Raw genomic sequence first — 19,860 nt, forward strand, 5'->3', positions numbered from 1 at the left:
CGCTCAACTGCGCCAATCAGCTTATTTAACTCATTACGATTGAGCAGCAGTTTTCGATCGCGTTGCGGTTCTGGAACAACATGAGTCGAAGCCGTTTTTAATGCGGTGATTAAGGCATTCGCTAACCAGGCTTCGCCATGTCGAATCAGCACATAGCTGTCACTGAGCTGTGCTTTGCCTTCACGTAAGCTTTTGACTTCCCATCCTTCGAGCACCAAACCCGCCTCGAATTTTTCTTCAATAAAAAATTCATGACGCGCTTTCCGGTTACGAGCGATAGTATTGTCGTTTTGTTGAGGTTTATTCTTTGTGGCCATCGCGGCATTATACATGTGCATATTGCTACTTGGCTTGAGCATTTTTGTAATTTCGCCCAGAATCGAGACTATTTATCTCTTATGAGTGTGATATGGATAGACCGTTAAAATCAATTCACGGAGAGTGGACATCACGCTGGGCCTTTATTCTTGCAGCTACCGGCGCAGCGGTTGGCCTGGGAAATATCTGGAAATTTCCTTATATCGCCGGTGAATATGGCGGCGGTGCATTTGTTCTGGTTTATCTTGCCTGTATTTTTGCCATCGGTGTTCCGATTATGATGGCGGAAATTCTCATTGGTCGACGGGGTCGACAAAATCCATTTAACAGTCTGGCCAGTCTGGCCGAAGAAGAAAAAGCCTCTCCCCTCTGGAAATATCTTGGTTTTGGCGGTGTATTAGCTGGCTTTTTAATCCTTTCCTATTACAGTGTGATTGCCGGTCAGGCAATAGCTTATGTTCCCCGTTTATTATTTGGCGTTTTTGAGGGTGTCACACCCGATGGGGCGCGCAATCTGCACCTGGCACTGGTTAAGGATCCGGAAAAACTGTTGGCCTGGCATACCATTTTTATGATGCTGACTATGCTGATTGTCAGTCGTGGTGTACAACGCGGCCTGGAAAAATCAGTGCGGTTTTTAATGCCGGCTTTATTTCTGATTTTGTTGGTGTTAGTGGGTTATGCCTATCAGACCGGTGTGTATTTTGACCAGGCAGTAAACTTTCTATTCAAACCAGACTTTTCCAGACTCACCACCGAAGGCATATTAACCGCCATGGGCCATGCCTTTTTTACCCTCAGTCTGGGGATGGGCGCCATTATGGTGTATGGTTCCTACTTGCCGAAAAAAGCCTCGATTTTTAAAGTCTCACTGGCGATTTCCTTTATGGATACAGCCGTGGCCATTCTGGCTGGATTGGCCATTTTTCCACTGGTGTTTGCCAATGAAATGTCTCCCGGTGCCGGGCCAAGTTTAATCTTTGAAACGTTACCCATTGCTTTTGGACATATGGATAACGGCGCATATTTTGGTGCTTTGTTTTTTTTATTACTGGTTTTTGCTGCGTTGAGTTCAGCAATTGCATTAGTCGAGCCAGTGGTCACCTGGTTAGTGGAAAACTTTGAGATAAAACGGCTTAACGCCTGCATTTGGGTGGGTATATTGGTATGGTTACTCGGACTGTTGAGTCTGTTCTCTTTCAACGTATTAAAAGACTGGACCTGGCTGGATATGACCGCATTTGAGTTGCTGGATTATCTGACTGCCAATATTATGTTGCCTTTGGGCGGGATGCTGATTGCTATCTTTGCCGGATGGATCATGTCGCAACGCAGTACTCAGGAAGAGCTGGGGATTAAATCCAACCTGATTTATCACGAATGGCGCTTTTTGGTTCGCTATGTTACGCCAATAGCGATTTTTATCGTGTTCGTGAGTTTGACAGGTGTATTGGATTTCATCTTTTGATTATTTTCATTAGAGGTCAACAGAAACACTAAATGACGACTATTACGCGCAGTTCGCTGGTAATGTATACGCCGGATCAGATGTTTGATCTGGTCAACGATGTAGAGGCTTATCCGAGTTTTCTGCCTTGGTGTCGTGGCAGTAAAATTATTAGTAAAAACGATAAAGTGATTTGTGCCACGCTGGATATAGCTAAAGGGGGTATTCACCATGAGTTTTCTACCCGCAATACCCTGCAACATGGTGAGTCCATTCGTATTGAGCTGATTGATGGTCCTTTTCGTCATTTAGAAGGATTCTGGCAGTTCAGCCCGATTGGGGATAATGAAGGTTGCCGTGTGCAGCTGGATATGGATTTTGAATTTTCCACCCGTCTATTGGATCTGGCTTTGGGCCCGGTATTCACACAGATATCCGGTTCATTGGTCGAAGCTTTTTGTGTACGCGCCAGGGAAATTTATGGAACACGCTAACGCTGAATTGATTACCGTCGAAGTGGCTTATGCACTGCCCGATGAGCAAGTGATTTTGTCGCTTGAAGTACCGGATAATACTTCGGTCGAACAGGCTATTAAACGGTCTGGGATTCTGGAACGTTATCCACAAATAAATATGGATAGCGATAAAGTCGGTATTTTTGGCAAAATCTGCAAGCTGGATGCCAAGCTCAGTAACAAAGATCGAATAGAAATTTATCGCCCCTTGATTGCCGACCCGAAAGAATCACGCCGTCAAAAAGCGGAGATGCAAAAGAAAAACAAAGCCGCTGAAGCTGCCAATGATTAATTCTGCTCTAACCATTCCAATTCAGCATCACTAAAGCCCGCCTGTTTGCGGGCTTCAATATGAAATGGCCCGCGTATCTCACCATTAAAATAAGTTTTTAATAATGTCGTGAAAGTTGATGTCGGTTCTAAATCACGTTGTTCACAGAGATAATTAAACCAACGGGTGCCTATCGCTACATGCCCTATTTCTTCTCGCAAAATCACTTCGAGAATTTCCACCGCAGCCAGATCGCCACTGGCGCGCAGTTTGTTCATCATACCTGGCGTCACATCCAGCCCCCGTGCTTCCAGAACCCGGGGTACCAAAGCCATACGAGTTAACGGGTCATGATGTGTTTTCTGTGCCATTTCCCATAAGCCATCGTGGGCTGGAAAATCACCATAGGCATACCCGGCCTGTTGTAAATGTGCTGACAACATGGAAAAGTGCTTGGCCTCTTCATCCGCAACCTGCAACCAGTCTCGATAATAATCCTCCGGCATATCCTTAAATCGGGCGATGGCATCCAGCCCCAGATTGATCGCATTAAACTCGATATGACAAATGGCATGAATCAGCGTGGTGTGGCCGGTTTGCTGATTATTACGTCGCCGCGGTAAAGCACGTGGTGAAACCAGTTGCGGTGTTTCAGGTCTGCCTGGAATAGCAGGAACATCCAGAGAGGTATGATGAATAATATATTCCTGCTGACGACAATCCTCAGCCAATTGTCTGGTTTGACGAGCTTTTTCCGTTGCATCACAAATTAACAGGCATTCCAAAGCCCGTGCACGTAAATCAATTTTTGAATCAGCCATCCATTCGTACTCTTGGATCAACAAAGGTGTAAGAAATATCGGTCAACAGTAGCCCTAAGATATACAAGACTGAACCTAGAAAAACCATGGCTCTCACAATGGCAAAATCCTGGGCATGAATGGCATCAATCGTATAGCTGCCAAGCCCCGGTATGCCGAAGAAAGATTCCAGGATCAGGCTGCCCATAAACAAGGTCGGTATCACCACCACAGCGCCGGTTAAAATCGGGATCATCGCGTTTTTCAGTACATGCTGAAATAACACACGAATTTCCGACAAGCCTTTGGCTCTGGCGGTTCGTACATAATCCTTGGAGATTTCCTCAAGGAACAGTGTGCGATACCAGCGTGACCCCGAACCTATACCGGAAATAATGCCAATGGCGACAGGTAACAGCAGAAACTTGAGGGTATTAAGCCCTTCACCAAAACCGGATATTGGCACCAGTTGCATAACTTTACCAATTAAGAATTGCCCGGCGATGATATAAAACAGACTGGAAATCGACATAAGCACCACACACAGCACTACCCCACCCAAATCCACATAAGTGGCACGAAAGAACACCATCATCAGCGCGAAAGTGATATTCACCAGCAAGCCGACAATAAATACCGGAATAGCAATCGCCAGGCTTGGCCACATGCGTGTTTTGATATCCTGCCCGATATCACGTCCATCATCAGCCTGACCAAACTGAAAGCTGAACAAAGCCAATGATTTATCAAAGAAGATGGTATCCGTAAATTTTTCAATACCTTCAGCCGAGTCATTCCATAACAGATCCCGATCATAGCCGCGCTCCTGTTTCCAGGTAGTAATGGCCTGCTCGGTAATATAGCGTTCCCCCAACTGCATTCGTGCCATATCGTCGGGTGTATTGACCATAAAAAACAACGCAAATGTCAGTGCATTAACGCCCAGTAAAATGGGAAAAGCATACAAAATACGACGGATAATATAGGCCAGCATAATTGCCTCAGACACTGATAAAACATTCTGGATTAGGTCATAACGGACTATGGCTTTAACAGATGTTGGTTCAGTCAGGTTACAAATTAAAGGAAAAACATTGTAACAGCGCAACCCTCAACTGGGTTATGAAGCAATTGGTTTCTTTGACAACTATTAATGATTACTATGGTCACAACGTTAAGTAATTTAGGAGAGTGGCATGGCAAAAACAGCAATGGATCTCGTTCAGGCAGCTAAAGCTGCTATACAACAAATCAGCGTTTCTCAGTCGCAACAAATGCTGGACGATGACAGTATTGCACTGGATGTTCGGGAACCGGATGAATTTGCGATGGGCCATATTGCTGATGCCAGACATATTCCACGCGGTATGCTGGAGTTTTCAATTGCCAGCCACCCTGACTTTCAGGACAAAACGCGCCCCATCATCGTATATTGCAAGTCTGGTGGACGGAGTGCATTGGCAACCGCAACATTGCAACAGCTTGGTTATACCAATGTGTACTCAATGATTGGAGGTTATGATGCCTGGAGTGCCGCATCGTATGATGATGAATAGAAATTAGAGAATATTGTTTGGAGGGGGAAAACATGTACACACGCTTTTGGGTAATTATCACTTTAATGATGGTCAGCTTGTCAGCCATTGCAGCTGATACGCAGATCATGGTTCGTGCTAAAGCCGTGGATTCGAAATTTATTGGCACCAGTGTTGGTGGTATTCGAGTCATTGTAGAAGATGCCGAAACGGCTGAAACTCTCGATCAGGGATGGATAAATGGTGGTACAGGCGATACCGCAGTGTTAATGGAAAACCCGATAAAACGCGGCGAACCACTGACAAATGATAAAACAGCTGGCTTTTTAGCCAATGTGAAGATTGATGCACCAAGATTATTACGTTTCAAACTGATAGGTCCTTATGGTTATCAACAAGCCTATCAGGAAGCCAGCGTCACCAGTTGGGTGGTTCCCGGTAAGGATATTTTAGGTGATGGCATTGTTATTACTATGACCGGCTTTATTGTGGATGCCTGGACTCGGGTACTGGAAGACGGCCAAGTGGATATTTATACCAAAGCCTCTTTGTTATGTGGCTGTCCAATTACCAAAGACGGACTATGGCAAGCCGATAATTATGAAGCGAAGGCTATCATCATGCGTGATGATGAAAACATAGATGAAGTTACACTGGATTTTACTGGCCCAACTGGCATGTTCAGCGGCAAAACCAGGATTACTGAACCAGGTCATTACAAAGCCGTTGTGTATTTATACGATGCTAAAACGGGTAATGTCGGGGTGGATAGATCGATGTTCGAAATTCCGGAATAACCTTGAGTTTGATCGATGTTTATCTGTAACAAATTGCGTTTTAAAACGTCTGTTTATTATCGCAATCTAAAAAGAGTAACAGCATGAGAACACAAGGTTACGCCGTTGATGGGGCTGGTCTGGGGTTAAGGCGAAGCTTTGTCGACGAAATCATGCAGCTGAATCACCCGCCTATCGACTTTATTGAAGTCGCACCGGAAAACTGGATGGAAATGGGTGGACGACTGGGCAAAAAACTGCGTGCCTTCAGTGAACGCTTTCCAATGTTATGCCATGGACTATCGTTATCCCTTGGTAGCCCTGCGCCATTGGATGAAGCGTTTGTAAAACGTATCAGACAATTTCTCGATCAACATCAGGTTCGTCTCTACAGCGAGCATTTGAGCTACTGCAGTGATGATGGTCATCTGTATGATTTAATGCCAATACCGTTTACTGAGGAGGCAGTGAAGCATGTTGCTGACCGGATCAGCCGGGTGCAGGATATTCTGCAGCGCCGACTGGTTATCGAGAATGTTTCATATTATGCCGCACCGGGGCGGCAGATCGACGAAATTGAATTTATCAATGCGATTCTTGAACAAGCGGATTGTGAGCTGTTGCTGGATGTGAATAACGTTTATGTGAACAGCATTAATCATAGTTATGATGCCAGAGCGTATATCGAAGCCATTAACACTGACCGTATCGCCTATCTGCATATTGCCGGGCATTACAATGAAGCGGAAGATTTGATCATTGATACCCACGGCGCGGATGTGATCGATCCGGTCTGGCAATTACTGGATCATACTTATCAGCAACATGGTGTTATCCCCACCCTGCTGGAACGCGATTTTAATATTCCTTCGCTCAGCACCTTATTTGACGAAGTCGCTCTCATTCGCAACATGCAATCACAATATCAGTCTGATCATGTCGCAAGCGCCTGATTTCAAAGTAACTCAGCAACAATTTACCGCCCACATTCGGAATCCGGAGTCGGTTGCCGAACCGGCTGATGTTGAATCTCGACGGATGGCAATCTATCGACGTCTGATTTATAACAATATCGAAAGTTTTCTAAGCAGTGCCTGTCCGGTCTTAAAACAAATCCTTGGAGATACGGCTTGGCACAACCTGGCAGCTGATTTTATTCGTCAGCATCGCTGCAAATCACCACTATTTAATGATATTGCGCGTGAGTTTGTCAGTTATCTGGAAGCGCATCCTCAGCAATATCAAACCATGCCATTTATCGCAGAACTGGCTCATTATGAATGGGCTGAACTGGCGTTGAGTATTGCCAGTCCGGATTTTGCAAAACGCGAGCTCAATGATCAGGAAAATGCGCTGCAACTTTCTCTGCAGCGTTCTCCCCTTAGCTGGACATTTGCCTACGATTATCCTGTGCATCAAATCTCGCCGGAAAATCTGCCGGACAAACCAGCTGAGATGCCGTTTTTTCTGCTGTTATATCGAAATGCAGATGATCAAGTGAAATTTATTGAGCTTAACCCCGTCAGTGCACGGTTACTTGATCTACTTGATAGTGGTCAGACTGGCCAGCAAGCTGCTGAAGCCATTGCTGACGTATTGCAGCATCCTCAGCCCGAAACTGTTTTACAAGGGGCAAAACAGTTGATTGAGGACTGGCTGGAACGCGGGATTGTCATTTAACAAAATCAATGTAAATTTGAACACAAAAAAACCGGGACAAGCCCGGTTTTTTTGTCAATGAAACAAGTTCAGTGTCTAGTTGGTAGCAAGCTCAATCGCTTCCGCAGCCAAACGGGTAATTTCATCCCAGTTTTCTGCTTCAACCAGATTCGCAGCACACATCCATGAACCACCTACACAGCCGACATTTGGCAAGCTGTAATAGTTTTTAACGTTTTTCTGGCTGACACCACCGGTTGGGCAAAACAGGATTTGTGGAATCGGTGCCCCAATTGATTTCAACATCGGCACACCACCAGCAGCTTCGGCCGGGAAAAATTTCATCGCCGTGATACCACGTTCCAATAAACGCATGGCTTCACTTGGATTAGCAACACCCGGTAATAATGGCACGCCCGTTTTTAAAGCGGCTTCGATCAGCGTATCTGTTGTGCCCGGACTGACAATAAATTCCGCACCGGCATCAATTGCTGCATTTAAGGTTTCAATATTGATAATAGTACCGGCACCGACAATCGCATCAGGCACTTCCGCTTTAATACGACGAATGGATTCCAGTGCTGCATCAGTACGCAGGGTAATTTCGAGTACTTTCAGACCACCTTTCACCAACGCATTGGCTAACGGCACCGCATGTTCAACATTGTTGATAACCATCACCGGGACAATCGGTGAAACTTGCATAATTTCGTGAATCGTTTTGCTCATAAAAAAAGATATCCCTAATTCTGTTGGATAGATTATTCAACGTTGAACATATTAATGGCGCCTTCTTCAGCTGAAGAAACACCGGCACGGAAGCTGTCGAACAATTCACGGCCGCTACCGTAATGATGTTCAGTATTGGCCATCATGCAGGATAAGCGGGAATTAAACTCTGCTTCATCAACCAACACATTCATAATGCCATTTTCAGTATCGAGATGAATAATATCGCCGTCTTTGATTCGGGTCAGTGGGCCACCATCAGCCGACTCAGGACACATTTGAATCGCGGATGGGACTTTACCGGAAGCGCCGGACATCCGACCATCAGTAACCAAAGCGACTTTGAAGCCACGATCCTGCAAGACACCAAGCGGTGAACTGAGTTTATGCAGCTCCGGCATGCCATTGGACTTTGGTCCCTGGAAGCGTAAAACCACAATAACATCTCTCTCCAGTTCACCATTCTTGAAGGCTGCAACCGCATCATCCTGATCGTCAAATACCAATGCCGGAGCTTCTACAACACGATGTTCGATATCGACGGCTGATACTTTGGATACGCCACGTCCAAGATTACCTTGAATAAGATGTACACCACCGGATTTGGCAAAAGGCTGCTCAACGGTGCCAATAACGTCTTTATCCAATGATTCTTTCGGACCTTCCTGCCAAATCAATTTGCCATCGATTATTTTTGGCTCCTGACTGTATTGCTTCAGGCCTTTTTCATTACCGACAGTAATAATATCTTCGTGTAATAAGCCCTGGGATAACAACTCCTGAATCAACACGCCCATACCACCAGCAGCCTGGAAGTGATTTACATCAGCGCTGCCATTTGGATAGACACGGCTTAATAAAGGAATGATATGCGACAGACGATCGAAGTCGTCCCAGTTGATCAGAATACCGGCGGCACGGGCAATAGCCACAATGTGCATGGTGTGATTGGTTGAGCCACCGGTGGCCAGTAGCCCGATAATGGCATTCAGAATCGCTTTTTCATCAATCATATGACCGATTGGACGATAATCATCACCCAGCGCAGTAAATTTCAGTACCTGACGTGCTGCTTCTTTGGTCAGTTCATCCCGTAGCGGCGTATTGGGATTGATAAATGTTCCGCCGGGTAAGTGCAGCCCCATGATTTCAACCATCATCTGGTTACTGTTCGCTGTACCATAGAAAGTACAGGTACCTGGGCTGTGATAAGACTCTGATTCTGCTTTAAGCAGTTCTTCACGACCGACTTTGCCTTCAGCAAACAGCTGACGAATGCGAACTTTTTCTTTATTCGGCAAACCGCTTGGCATCGGGCCAGCCGGTACAAAAATCGTCGGTAAATGACCAAAGCTCAAAGCACCAATCAATAAGCCCGGTACGATCTTATCGCAGACACCCAGCATCATTGCCGCGTCAAACATATTGTGACTAAGGCCAACTGCAGTGGACATCGCAATAACATCACGGCTGAACAATGACAGATCCATACCCGGGTAGCCCTGAGTAATACCGTCACACATGGCCGGAACACCACCGGCAAATTGTGCAACACCACCGGCTTCATGGGCAGCTTCTTTAATTAGCGGTGGAAAGTCTTTGTAAGGTTGATGCGCTGAGAGCATATCGTTATAAGCAGAAATAATGCCGATATTGGCTTTTTTGTTGCCTGCCAAATCACTTTTTTCTGTGGCAGCGCAGGCAGCAAAGCCATGCGCCAGATTGCCGCAGCCTAATGTCAGACGATGAGGTCCTTGACCTGCAGCTTCGTCAACACGGGCAAGATAGGCCGTACGTGTTTTTTTACTTCGTTCGATCACTTCGTTAGTGAGCGAGTCTAAAACCGGATGAACCATAAAATGAGTCTCTCTTTCGTTTACTTGTAATGTCGAAGTAGCGGGATTCGAGGCTGCGTGGTTGCAGCAGCGTTAATCCATCAGAAATTTTTTATTCAGACAAAACATTATAGTCCTTATCACTCTTTTTCGCACTGTTTACGGGCTTTTGTCATCTTATTAATCAATTCTCTGCATTCCAATATCTGCGTGTATTACTTCGCAAATCGCAGATTTACGCCAATTTGGCAGGAAGATAACCCAGATGACCATGGGTCATTATCACGATCTGATTCATACTCCGAAACAAACAAATTTACAGAATGCGATAGCAAAACATGACAACAGGAGGATTTTCCAGCGGGGCTTCGGTATCATGTGACGCTATTTTTCGTCGTCTTATTGATGATGTATCGCTCAAATTAGTCAGGTAAAGAAAATGACTGAAGGTAAACGCCTCCGTCAGGTGAAAAGCTTTGTAAAACGCGAAGGTCGATTAACACCCGGCCAACAAAAGGCATTAGATTTTTTATGGCCGAAATTTGGCATAGAAGCTGATGGTCAGCAAATCGATATGACAAACCTGTTTGGCCGTGATGCGCCGGTAATATTCGAAATCGGTTTTGGAAATGGTGCTTCACTGGTCGAAATGGCCTTGCAGCAGCCAGATAATAACTTTATTGGTGTTGAGGTACATCGTCCGGGTGTCGGTCAACTGTTAAAAGCCATTGAAGAAAACCATCTGACCAATCTGCGGGTAGCCTGTACCGATGCGGTGGAATTACTTAAAAACCAGATTGCTGATAATGCTCTGGAACGGGTACAGCTCTATTTCCCCGATCCCTGGCATAAAAAACGTCATCATAAACGCCGTATTATTCAGCCAGCTTTTGTTGACGTACTGGCACACAAAATTCATCCGGGTGGTTTTTTACATATGGCCACCGACTGGCAGGATTATGCAGAGCAGATGCTTCAGGATCTGTCAGCAAGTTCGGATTTCATCAATACCAGTATTACCGGTGATTACATTCCACGCCCGGAGTTTCGTCCACTGACCAAATTTGAACAACGTGGCCATCGCCTGGGCCATGGTGTCTGGGATTTACTTTTTCAACGCCGTTAATTATGACAAACTTGCTTCATTTGTGTGCTTGAGCTAGTTTCGCCATTTAACTATTCAATTTTCTTACAGGTAAAGCCGCCATGACTATGTCCCGTTCAACGCAGTTAAGTTTTTATGTTTTGTTCGGGGCGGCCAGCAGCTCTGCTGGTGCAGCAGGTTATGCCTTAATTGAACAAAGTATTACCGGCCTGGGACGAGCTTTTTCAGGCAGTGCTGCTGTGGCGGATGATGCCAGTACCATCTTTTTCAATCCGGCCGGTCTGACCAATTTATCCCGTAAAGAAATGAATATGGGGTTAAACCTGATTGGTCCCCGTGCAGAGTTTTCTGATCGTGGTTCGAATGTCAATGGCACGCCATTAATTGGCGGTGATGGCAATAATGCCGGTGAACTGGCAGCAGTCCCAAATTTTTATTATGCCCATCCCTTAAATGACAAGACGGTAGTGGGTATTGGTGTGGGTGCACCATTTGGATTGGTGACCGACTATGGCGATAGCTGGCAGGGTCGATACCATGCTATTCGCTCAGATCTGTTAACCATTAATATCAATCCCAGTATTGCCTTTAAAGCCACCGAAAAGCTGTCACTCGGATTTGGCGTCAATCTGCAATACATTGATTTGGAATTAAGTCAGGCAGCCAATTTTGGTGTTTTAACAGGCACACCACAACAGAATGATGGTCGAGTACGGTTAACGGCGGATGACTGGAGTTGGGGTTACAATCTTGGTATGACATATCAATTTACAGAAGCCACGCGCATGGGAGTGAGTTATCGCTCTAAAATCACTCATGATTTAAAAGGCGATGGTGAGTTTCGTATTCCTGACAATGCCCAGGCCACTGCTTCAGCACTTGGTTTTGAAGATGGCAAAATTGATGGTGGCGTCACTTTACCCGAAACCCTCTCTGTCGCGTTACTTCATCAGTTAACCCCAAAATTAGCGTTGATGGCCGACGCGACATGGACACGCTGGAGCCGGTTTGAAGAGTTACGAATTAATTCGGATGTTGATCGTCTTAATTCAGTCAAAGCAGAAGACTGGGATAATTCAATGCGTTATGGTCTTGGTCTGGAGTATCAGGCGAATGACCGCTGGTCATGGCGTGCAGGTGTTGCCTATGATGAAACCCCAATTCCTAACGCACAACGCCGAACGCCCCGAATCCCGGATAGTGACCGGACATGGATCGCCGTTGGGGCAAGTTATCAATACAGCGACAACATTGTCCTTGATGCGGCTTATAGTCATATATTTATGAAAGACACCAACATAGACGATACCGATTCAAACGGCAATCAGCTGCTGGGCAAATATAAAAATTCTGTTGATATTGTAGGTGTTCAGTTACGTTGGTATTTTGATTAATCATGAGCAGTAGCGATTACATTTCACCTGATGAGGCGCAAACGCTTTATGGCTTGTTTTCCGAACGGGTAAAACGCAGCGCTGATAAAGAGGCCTATGGCTATTTTGATAACGAGAATCAAAGCTGGTTAAGCCTCAGTTGGCAGCAGGTTGCAGATTCAGTCCATCTCTGGCAACAAGCCTTGCAACAGGAAAATCTGCGCAAAGGTGATCGGGTTGCACTCAATCTGCGTAATAGCAAGGAGTGGATATTTTTCGATCTGGCAGCGTTAAGTCTGGGCTTGGTTGTGGTGCCGCTTTATCCTGATGATCGGCCTGACAATGTTGCCTACATTCTGCAAGATGCCGATGTGCGTTTATTGTTAGTCAATAGCGCCAGGCAATGGTCGGCAATCAGGGCCGTATTACCTGAAGAGCATAGCCTCAGACGAATCATTATTTTCAATGAGGAATCCCCGGAAACGGATCTGCCATATACCCAGCTGCACGAATGGCTGGATGTGGCTGATACCGAAGTTGTTATCTCCCCGTCCGCACCGGATCAGGTGGCATCGATTATTTATACTTCAGGTACTACCGGCCGTTCAAAAGGCGTAATGCTCAGTCACCGGAATATGTTGTCAGTTGCATACGGCTCATTACAGTTCTTTGAAATTCTGCCTGAAGATATATTCTTATCCTTTTTACCTTTGTCACACACCTTGGAACGCACTGGTGGTTATTATCTACCGATGATGGCTGGCTCCAAAGTCGTTTTTTCACGCAGTATTCCCCTGCTTGCCGATGATATGCGACAGGTTCAGCCCACCATTATGATCGCAGTGCCCAGAATTTTTGAACGTATTTATGACCGTGTTCAAAAGCAACTTTCTGATAGTAATGTGCTGCGTAGGTTTATATTCAAATTGGCGGTGAACGTTGGCTGGAAAAAATTTCACTACCACCAGGGCCGAAACTCCTGGTCTCCATTGTTTCTGTTATCGCCATTATTGAATAAGCTGGTAGCTCATAAATTTCACCAGAGGCTCGGTGGTCGTTTGCGTTTAGCGGTCAGCGGTGGCGCAGCGCTTCCCAACTATGCCGCTAAAATGTTCATTGGTCTGGATTTAACATTGCTCCAGGGGTATGGGCTCACAGAGACCAGTCCGGTTATCAGTGTCAATGAACCTTCAAGCAATGATCCGTCAAGCGTTGGCAGACCAATAAGAGGCGTTGAAGTCCGTATCGGCAAGGATGATGAACTGCAAGTTAAAGGTCCGGGGAATATGCTGGGATACTGGAATAATCATAAAGCCACAGCACAAACCATTGATGCTGATGGTTGGCTTCACACTGGGGATAAAGCCCATATCAGTGAAAGTGGACACATCCACATTGTCGGTCGAATCAAAGATATTCTGGTACTCAATAATGGCGAGAAAGTACCACCTGCCGATATTGAAGCCACCATCATCAGTAACGGACTGATTGAACAGGCTTTAATTGTTGGTGAAGGCCAGCCTTATTTAGCAGCTTTACTGGTCATAAATGGAGAGAAGTGGCCACAAATTGCTCAGCAGCTGGGTTTGGATCCGCTATCTAACGATAGTCTGAACAGTAAAGTGCTACAACAGCATTTTGTCCGGTTACTCAGACAATGGTTATTCGAGTTTCCGGCTTATGCTCGAATTCGACGGGTGCATCTGACCTTGCAGCCATGGACTATCGAAAACGGCCTGTTAACCCCCACCTTAAAAGTAAAACGCGCTATGGTGCTGGAACAATTTAAAAACGAAATTGAAACTATGTATAAAGCAGCATCAAGCTGATGCAGATAAAGGTTCATTGATAAATTCAGGGATATGCCGCATAACAGCTTCAACGGTATGAAATGAACCAAAAATCAATATTCGGTCACCGTTTACAGCGTCTTCCAGCGCAAGGTTATAGGCCTCTTCTACCAATTCAGCTACATGCACCCTGTCATCGGTGATTTTACCCTGCAGGCCCGCTGCCAAATCCTCTGCCGATTGCCCCCGGCTTCCGTTAAGTCCGCCGATGAACCAATCGTCTATCACTGGAATCAGTGCATCAAAAACCGCCCGACTATCTTTATCCCGCAACATGGCGATAACTGCATGGGTTTTGCCGCGGCATGGAATTTCCTGTAACAGTTTTGCCAGGTTCTCAGCACCTTGCTGATTATGTGTTACATCAAAGATATGAATAATGGGTCCATCAATCATCTGAAAGCGGCCGGCAAGTCTGACTTGAACTAAACCGTCACGAATTGCCGTTTCGTTAATTTTTTCCATTCCGGCATCTTTCAGCAGACTGATAACTTGTAATACCGCCGCACTGTTTTGAATTTGATAACACCCCAGCAACGCGGGAAGTGGTAAGTTCTGAAGATTGTGGCGGGTATTGTGCCAATGCCAGGCTTTGTCATGCGATTCAGCACTGAAATCTTTGTCCGCAATATAGGCTGACGCACCTAATTTATGCGCGATCTCAACAACGGTGCTGGGTGGAGAAGATTCACTACAGACAACTGGATGCCCGGCCCGCATAATGCCGGCTTTTTCAACACCAATCTGCTCGCGAGTATCGCCCAACCACACAGTATGGTCGAGCCCTATCGGTGTAATCAACGCAATATCGGCATCAAACAGATTCACTGCGTCAAGCCGTCCGCCCATGCCAACTTCAAGTATTGCGATATCAATATTCTGTCGACAGAAAATATCAGCGGCGGCCAAGGTGGCAAACTCAAAATAACTCAGTGAAATTTCAGCACGCGCCTTGTCAATGCGCTCAAATGCTTCACAAATCTGTGTATCAGTAGCTGTTTGACCATCCACGACAATACGTTCGTTATAACGCAACAGATGTGGTGAGGTGTAACAAGCTGTACGATAGCCAGCAGCTGAGAGAATAGAGGCTAATAAAGCAACCGAGGATCCTTTGCCATTAGTACCAGCAACCGTCACAATTCGGAAAGGCAGTTTATTATCGGCATACATACGCAGCCAGACCGCACGGATGCGATCCAGGCCGGGATCTATTTCAGTGAAATGGAGCTGTTCCTGCCATGCCAGCCACTCTGGCAAGCTATTGAATCGCATAAACCGTATTTATACAGCTATTCGGTTTTGCATCATGGTCAACAGATTATTCAGACGATCCCGCATTTCGCGACGATCTATAATCATATCGATGGCACCATGTTCCAACAAAAACTCACTGCGCTGGAAACCTTCAGGTAGTTTTTCACGGACAGTTTGTTCAATAACACGCGGCCCGGCAAAACCTATCAATGCTTTCGGCTCAGCCACATTGATGTCGCCAAGCATTGCCAGACTGGCTGACACGCCCCCCATTGTCGGATCAGTCATTACAGAAATATAAGGAATACCGGCATCTTCAAGTTGTGATAAAACCGCACTGGTTTTGGCCATTTGCATCAACGAAAACAGACCTTCCTGCATGCGTGCACCGCCACTGGCAGCGAAACAGATTAACGGCAATTTTTTGGCCAGTGCAACCTTTGCCGCACGGACAAACTTTTCGCCGACGACTGACCCCATTGACCCCCCCATAAAGCCAAAATCAAATGCAACAACGACTACAGGTAACCCCTTTAAGGTACCTTGCATGGCTAACAGAGCATCATTTTCACCCGTTGTTTTTTGTGCCTGGGTGATACGGTCGCGATACCGTTTGCTATCTTTAAATTTAAGCGTGTCAACGGGTTTTACTTCAGTACCAATTTCCTGACGGTTGGCTTCATCAAGAAAACTTTCCAGTCGAACGCGGGCATTAATCCGCTGATGATGGTCGCATTTTGGACACACCATCTGATTTCGCTCAAGTTCTGCCCGGTAAAGCACATTGTCACATGCCGGGCATTTGCACCAGACACCTTCCGGCACAGAACGACTGCGACCACTGGTGCGGATTTTAGACGGAAGTAATCTTTCAAACCAACTCATTTTGTCACCTTATCTCTCATTAAGCCGTGACGCTTGCTAAATCACGCGCATTAATTGCATGACGCATTTCGGCTAATATACTTGCAACTGCAGCAGGCAGTTCCTGTGGACGATTGGCATGTTCTTCAATACAGCGTACCAAAGTACTCCCAACGACTACAGCGTCAGCGACCTGGGCTACTGCCGCTGCCGAACGACCATCTCTGATACCAAAGCCAACGCCAACAGGTAACGACGTGTATTTACGAATTTCTTCGAGTTTGGCAGTTACTTCATTAATTTCCAGCGCAGCCGTACCGGTCACACCTTTAATGGATACATAATAAATAAAGCCTTTGGCATATTGAGCAATTTTCTGCATTCGCTCAGCAGAGGTCGTCGGTGCAACCAGGAAGATAGTGTCGATATCGTGTGCATCCATCAAACGTTTGAACTCGTCCGACTCTTCTGGCGGCATATCCACTGTCAGGACACCATCCACACCGACCGCCTGTGCTTTTTTGGCGAACGCTTCGTAGCCCATCGCCTCAAGTGGATTGGCATATCCCATCAATACCAGCGGAGTATGGTTATTTTTTTCTCTGAATTGTTTCACCATATCCAGAATTGAATTCAGCGTAACATCATTCTTCAATGCCCGCTCACAGGCTTTTTGGATCACCGGACCATCTGACATCGGGTCTGAAAAGGGTACACCCAACTCGATAATATCAGCGCCAGCTTCAACCAGAGCATGTAGCAATGGTACCGTTACCCATGGTTCTGGATCACCCGCCGTGACATAGGGAATAAGTGCCGTTTGCCCATCTGCCTGAAGATTTTCAAAACATTCTTTAATACGACTCATTTTATATTCCTCAGAAATTCAGACCAGCCATGGCTGCAACCGTATGCATGTCTTTATCACCACGTCCTGAAACATTTATAAGGATACTTTGATCTGCCGACATCGTTGGGGCTATCTTGGAAACATATGCTAATGCGTGACTGGTCTCCAAAGCGGGAATAATCCCTTCGGTACGCGTTAGTTCATGGAATGCATCCAAAGCTTCGTTATCCGTCACGGTGACATACTGCGCACGACCAATATCTTTTAACCACGCATGTTCAGGCCCCACACCAGGATAATCAAGTCCAGCAGAGATCGAGTGTGTTTCAGTTATTTGTCCGGCAGCATCCTGAATCAGGTAGGTACGGTTGCCGTGTAAAACACCCGGTGTACCGGCGGATAAGGGAGCCGAATGCTGGCCGGTTTGCAGACCATGACCAGCGCCTTCGACACCAATCATTGCAACTGATTTATCTTCAATAAAGGGATAAAACAGACCAATAGCATTTGAACCGCCACCGATACAGGCAACCAATGCATCCGGTAACTTACCGGTAGTATTGATCATTTGCTGACGCGCTTCACGCCCGATAACAGATTGAAAATCACGTACCATGGCCGGATATGGATGCGGCCCGGCAACCGTGCCAATAATATAGAAAGTATCATCAACATTCGTGACCCAATCTCGCAAGGCTTCATTCAAAGCATCTTTCAGTGTTTTAGATCCTGACTGAACAGGCACAACTTCTGCCCCCAGCAGCTTCATGCGATAGACATTCTGTGCCTGACGTTCAACATCTTCAGCGCCCATGTAAACGACACATTCCATTCCCAGTCGCGCAGCAACCGTTGCCGTAGCAACACCGTGCTGACCGGCACCGGTTTCAGCAATAATACGGGTTTTGCCCATCCGTTTCGCCATCAACGCCTGGCCGATTGTGTTGTTTACTTTGTGCGCACCGGTATGATTGAGGTCTTCGCGTTTTAAATAAATCTGCGCGCCGCCTAACTTTCGTGTCCAGTTTTCGGCATGATAAATTGGTGAAGGCCGACCAACAAAGTCGGCCAGATCTTTATCCATTTCAGCTTGAAAAGCTGCATCGTTTTTATATTGTTTGTAGGCTTCTTCAAGCTCATAAATAGCGCCCATCAAGGTTTCGCCTACAAAGCGACCACCATAGGGCCCAAAATGACCTAACTCATCCGGGTAATGTTTAAAGTAATCATCAATCTGTGTCTCAGGCATTTGCCACCTCTCGCATGAATGCGCTTATTTTATTATTACTTTTAAGTCCTTTCGACTCTTCTACTCCGCCACTCACATCCACTGCATAAGGCGAAACCTGCCGAATAGCTTGTGCAACATTTTCAGCTGTCAGGCCACCCGCCAATATCAATGGCTTGCTAACAGCCGTAATCATTGACCAATCAAACGTCTGACCGGTTCCCCCGGGCACACCATGTTGATAACTATCCAGCAATAAGGCGGATGCTTCCGGGAATCTTTTATCCGCCTGTTGCAAGTCTGCTATTGACTGCATACGTATTGCTTTGATATACGGCATTTTGAACTGCGCACAAAACTCTGCAGATTCATCACCATGAAATTGCAATAAACCTAGCGGTACCTGTTCAAGCGTTTGCCAGACTGTCTCAGCAGTTGCATTAACAAATAAACCCACATTGCTGATAAAAGGTGGTAACTGCGCTGTAATTGCGGCGGCCTGCTCGATTGTCACGGCTCTGGGACTCGGCCCATAAAAAACCAATCCGATAGCATCCGCCCCGCTTTTCACAGCAAATTCAGCATCTTGGCGACGCGTAATGCCACATATTTTAACGCGGGTTCTCATCTGAGGTTATCAGCTTTCCAAATGTTAGCCTGATACTTTACCAGAGCACTGGAAAACCTGACACTGTCGGCAATAAATATTCGTCGGGATAAACCACATCTGTCAGATAAAGACCTTGAGGTGGTGCGGTGACACCGGCCATTTTCCGATCCCGGCTTTGTAACACTTCCAAAGCCCATTCTGCCTGTCTTTTTCCTTCACCTACCGGAACCAGTACACCTAATAAGTTACGTACCATATGATGAAGAAATGATTTTGCTTCAACATCCACAGCAATGCAGTCATCACGTCGAGTAACAATTAATTTATCCAAGGTTTTAACCGGACTTTTCGCCTGACACTCCTGTGCTCTGAAGGCAGAAAAATCATGTTGTCCAAGCAACAAATCAGCAGCCAGCTGCATTTTATGTTCATCAAGAGATTTGTAAACCCACCACATCCGCTGATGATGTACGCTGGAACGACTGTCACGATTGAGGATTAAATAACGATAGCGGCGTTTGCTTGCACTGAAACGGGCATTGAATTTTTCAGGAACAGGCTTGACCCACTTAATACAGATATCATGTGGAAGGTTGGAATTCAGTCCCAACAACCAGTTACGGTCTTCGCGCATCGCCTCGGTGTCAAAATGAACAACCTGATTTAATGCGTGGACACCAGTATCAGTCCGGCCTGCAGCAAAAACTTCCGTCTGTGCATCAGCGATCAATGAAACTGCTTTTTGCAACTCACTCTGAACGGTGCGCTGTCCTGGCTGAAACTGCCAGCCATGAAACTGGCTGCCGTCATATTCGACACCTAGGGCTATCCTCACAGA

General features: G+C 46.1%; 21 protein-coding genes. 10 read left to right on the top strand and 11 right to left on the bottom strand.

Going from position 1 to position 19,860, the window contains the following annotated elements; genetic code table 11:
- Positions 1 to 317 (bottom strand): SsrA-binding protein SmpB (smpB, locus tag B2337_RS10410; RefSeq protein ID WP_349677082.1); only part of this gene is annotated, 317 nt, incomplete at its 3' end.
- Positions 318 to 409: 92 nt separating this feature from the next.
- Here smpB and B2337_RS10415 point away from each other — a divergent pair.
- From B2337_RS10415 to B2337_RS10425, 3 genes are read left to right on the top strand one after another with little or no spacing between them, the layout of a single operon-like run.
- Positions 410 to 1,786, top strand: a complete 1,377-nt coding sequence (locus B2337_RS10415) for a sodium-dependent transporter (protein ID WP_292415268.1) — start codon at positions 410 to 412, stop codon at positions 1,784 to 1,786.
- A gap of 32 nt (positions 1,787 to 1,818) precedes the next feature.
- Complete coding sequence (locus B2337_RS10420) at positions 1,819 to 2,259, top strand: type II toxin-antitoxin system RatA family toxin (protein ID WP_292359068.1); 441 nt, start codon at positions 1,819 to 1,821, stop codon at positions 2,257 to 2,259.
- Complete coding sequence (locus B2337_RS10425; protein WP_292359067.1) at positions 2,246 to 2,572, top strand: RnfH family protein; 327 nt, start codon at positions 2,246 to 2,248, stop codon at positions 2,570 to 2,572. The genes B2337_RS10420 and B2337_RS10425 overlap by 14 nt, the downstream gene beginning before the upstream one ends.
- On the opposite strand, the gene B2337_RS10430 is transcribed toward B2337_RS10425, so the two are convergent.
- A complete protein-coding gene (locus tag B2337_RS10430) occupies positions 2,569 to 3,372 on the bottom strand; it encodes a ferritin-like domain-containing protein (RefSeq protein ID WP_292415269.1) in 804 nt (267 codons plus the stop codon). The genes B2337_RS10425 and B2337_RS10430 overlap by 4 nt on opposite strands.
- Positions 3,365 to 4,345, bottom strand: coding sequence for an ABC transporter permease (locus tag B2337_RS10435; RefSeq protein WP_292359286.1), 981 nt, complete (start codon positions 4,343 to 4,345; stop codon positions 3,365 to 3,367). The genes B2337_RS10430 and B2337_RS10435 overlap by 8 nt, the downstream gene beginning before the upstream one ends.
- A gap of 202 nt (positions 4,346 to 4,547) precedes the next feature.
- Here B2337_RS10435 and B2337_RS10440 point away from each other — a divergent pair, with 202 nt between their 5' ends.
- From B2337_RS10440 to B2337_RS10455, 4 genes are all read left to right on the top strand, one after another.
- Positions 4,548 to 4,907, top strand: coding sequence for a rhodanese-like domain-containing protein (locus B2337_RS10440; RefSeq protein WP_292359064.1), 360 nt, complete (start codon positions 4,548 to 4,550; stop codon positions 4,905 to 4,907).
- A 32-nt stretch (positions 4,908 to 4,939) separates the two neighbouring features.
- Positions 4,940 to 5,683, top strand: a complete 744-nt coding sequence (locus B2337_RS10445; RefSeq protein WP_292415270.1) for a hypothetical protein — start codon at positions 4,940 to 4,942, stop codon at positions 5,681 to 5,683.
- Positions 5,684 to 5,766: 83 nt separating this feature from the next.
- Entirely contained in the window at positions 5,767 to 6,615 is an 849-nt protein-coding gene (locus tag B2337_RS10450) for a DUF692 domain-containing protein (protein WP_292415271.1), read from the top strand.
- Positions 6,599 to 7,342 (top strand): DNA-binding domain-containing protein, encoded by a 744-nt coding sequence (locus B2337_RS10455; protein WP_292415272.1) that lies wholly within the window; start codon positions 6,599 to 6,601, stop codon positions 7,340 to 7,342. The genes B2337_RS10450 and B2337_RS10455 overlap by 17 nt, the downstream gene beginning before the upstream one ends.
- A gap of 75 nt (positions 7,343 to 7,417) precedes the next feature.
- Here the strand turns inward: B2337_RS10455 and B2337_RS10460 are convergent, their stop codons facing one another.
- Positions 7,418 to 8,050 carry a bifunctional 4-hydroxy-2-oxoglutarate aldolase/2-dehydro-3-deoxy-phosphogluconate aldolase gene (locus B2337_RS10460; protein WP_014707368.1) on the bottom strand — a complete coding sequence of 211 codons (633 nt, stop codon included), beginning with the start codon at positions 8,048 to 8,050 and terminating at the stop codon, positions 7,418 to 7,420.
- 32 nt (positions 8,051 to 8,082) lie between these two features.
- Positions 8,083 to 9,906: a phosphogluconate dehydratase gene (gene edd, locus B2337_RS10465; RefSeq protein ID WP_292359056.1), complete on the bottom strand. Its 1,824-nt coding sequence runs from the start codon at positions 9,904 to 9,906 to the stop codon at positions 8,083 to 8,085.
- A 418-nt stretch (positions 9,907 to 10,324) separates the two neighbouring features.
- Between edd and trmB the strand changes: the two genes are divergently transcribed.
- From trmB to B2337_RS10480, 3 genes are all read left to right on the top strand, one after another.
- A complete protein-coding gene (trmB, locus tag B2337_RS10470) occupies positions 10,325 to 11,011 on the top strand; it encodes a tRNA (guanosine(46)-N7)-methyltransferase TrmB (protein WP_292415274.1) in 687 nt (228 codons plus the stop codon).
- Positions 11,012 to 11,091: 80 nt separating this feature from the next.
- On the top strand, positions 11,092 to 12,384 hold the full coding sequence (locus B2337_RS10475) for an OmpP1/FadL family transporter (RefSeq protein WP_292415275.1): 1,293 nt from the start codon (positions 11,092 to 11,094) through the stop codon (positions 12,382 to 12,384).
- A 2-nt stretch (positions 12,385 to 12,386) separates the two neighbouring features.
- Positions 12,387 to 14,192, top strand: a complete 1,806-nt coding sequence (locus B2337_RS10480; RefSeq protein WP_292359051.1) for an AMP-dependent synthetase/ligase — start codon at positions 12,387 to 12,389, stop codon at positions 14,190 to 14,192.
- On the opposite strand, the gene folC is transcribed toward B2337_RS10480, so the two are convergent.
- Genes folC through truA form a run of 6 tightly spaced genes read right to left on the bottom strand, consistent with a single transcriptional unit; the run spans position 14,184 to position 19,857 of the window.
- Positions 14,184 to 15,488, bottom strand: coding sequence for a bifunctional tetrahydrofolate synthase/dihydrofolate synthase (folC, locus tag B2337_RS10485; RefSeq protein ID WP_292359050.1), 1,305 nt, complete (start codon positions 15,486 to 15,488; stop codon positions 14,184 to 14,186). The two genes, B2337_RS10480 and folC, sit on opposite strands and share 9 nt — an antisense overlap.
- Positions 15,489 to 15,497: 9 nt before the next feature.
- Positions 15,498 to 16,355, bottom strand: a complete 858-nt coding sequence (accD, locus tag B2337_RS10490) for an acetyl-CoA carboxylase, carboxyltransferase subunit beta (RefSeq protein ID WP_292359048.1) — start codon at positions 16,353 to 16,355, stop codon at positions 15,498 to 15,500.
- A 19-nt stretch (positions 16,356 to 16,374) separates the two neighbouring features.
- Entirely contained in the window at positions 16,375 to 17,202 is an 828-nt protein-coding gene (trpA, locus tag B2337_RS10495) for a tryptophan synthase subunit alpha (RefSeq protein WP_292415276.1), read from the bottom strand.
- Between the two features lie 10 nt (positions 17,203 to 17,212).
- Positions 17,213 to 18,433, bottom strand: a complete 1,221-nt coding sequence (gene trpB, locus B2337_RS10500; protein WP_292415277.1) for a tryptophan synthase subunit beta — start codon at positions 18,431 to 18,433, stop codon at positions 17,213 to 17,215.
- Positions 18,426 to 19,040: a phosphoribosylanthranilate isomerase gene (locus B2337_RS10505; RefSeq protein ID WP_292415278.1), complete on the bottom strand. Its 615-nt coding sequence runs from the start codon at positions 19,038 to 19,040 to the stop codon at positions 18,426 to 18,428. The genes trpB and B2337_RS10505 overlap by 8 nt, the downstream gene beginning before the upstream one ends.
- Positions 19,041 to 19,077: 37 nt before the next feature.
- Complete coding sequence (truA, locus tag B2337_RS10510) at positions 19,078 to 19,857, bottom strand: tRNA pseudouridine(38-40) synthase TruA (RefSeq protein WP_292359040.1); 780 nt, start codon at positions 19,855 to 19,857, stop codon at positions 19,078 to 19,080.
- Positions 19,858 to 19,860 lie beyond the last annotated feature (3 nt).

It is taken from the genome of Methylophaga sp. UBA3192, from assembly GCA_002363955.1.
Classification (GTDB): Bacteria; Pseudomonadota; Gammaproteobacteria; order Nitrosococcales; family Methylophagaceae; genus Methylophaga.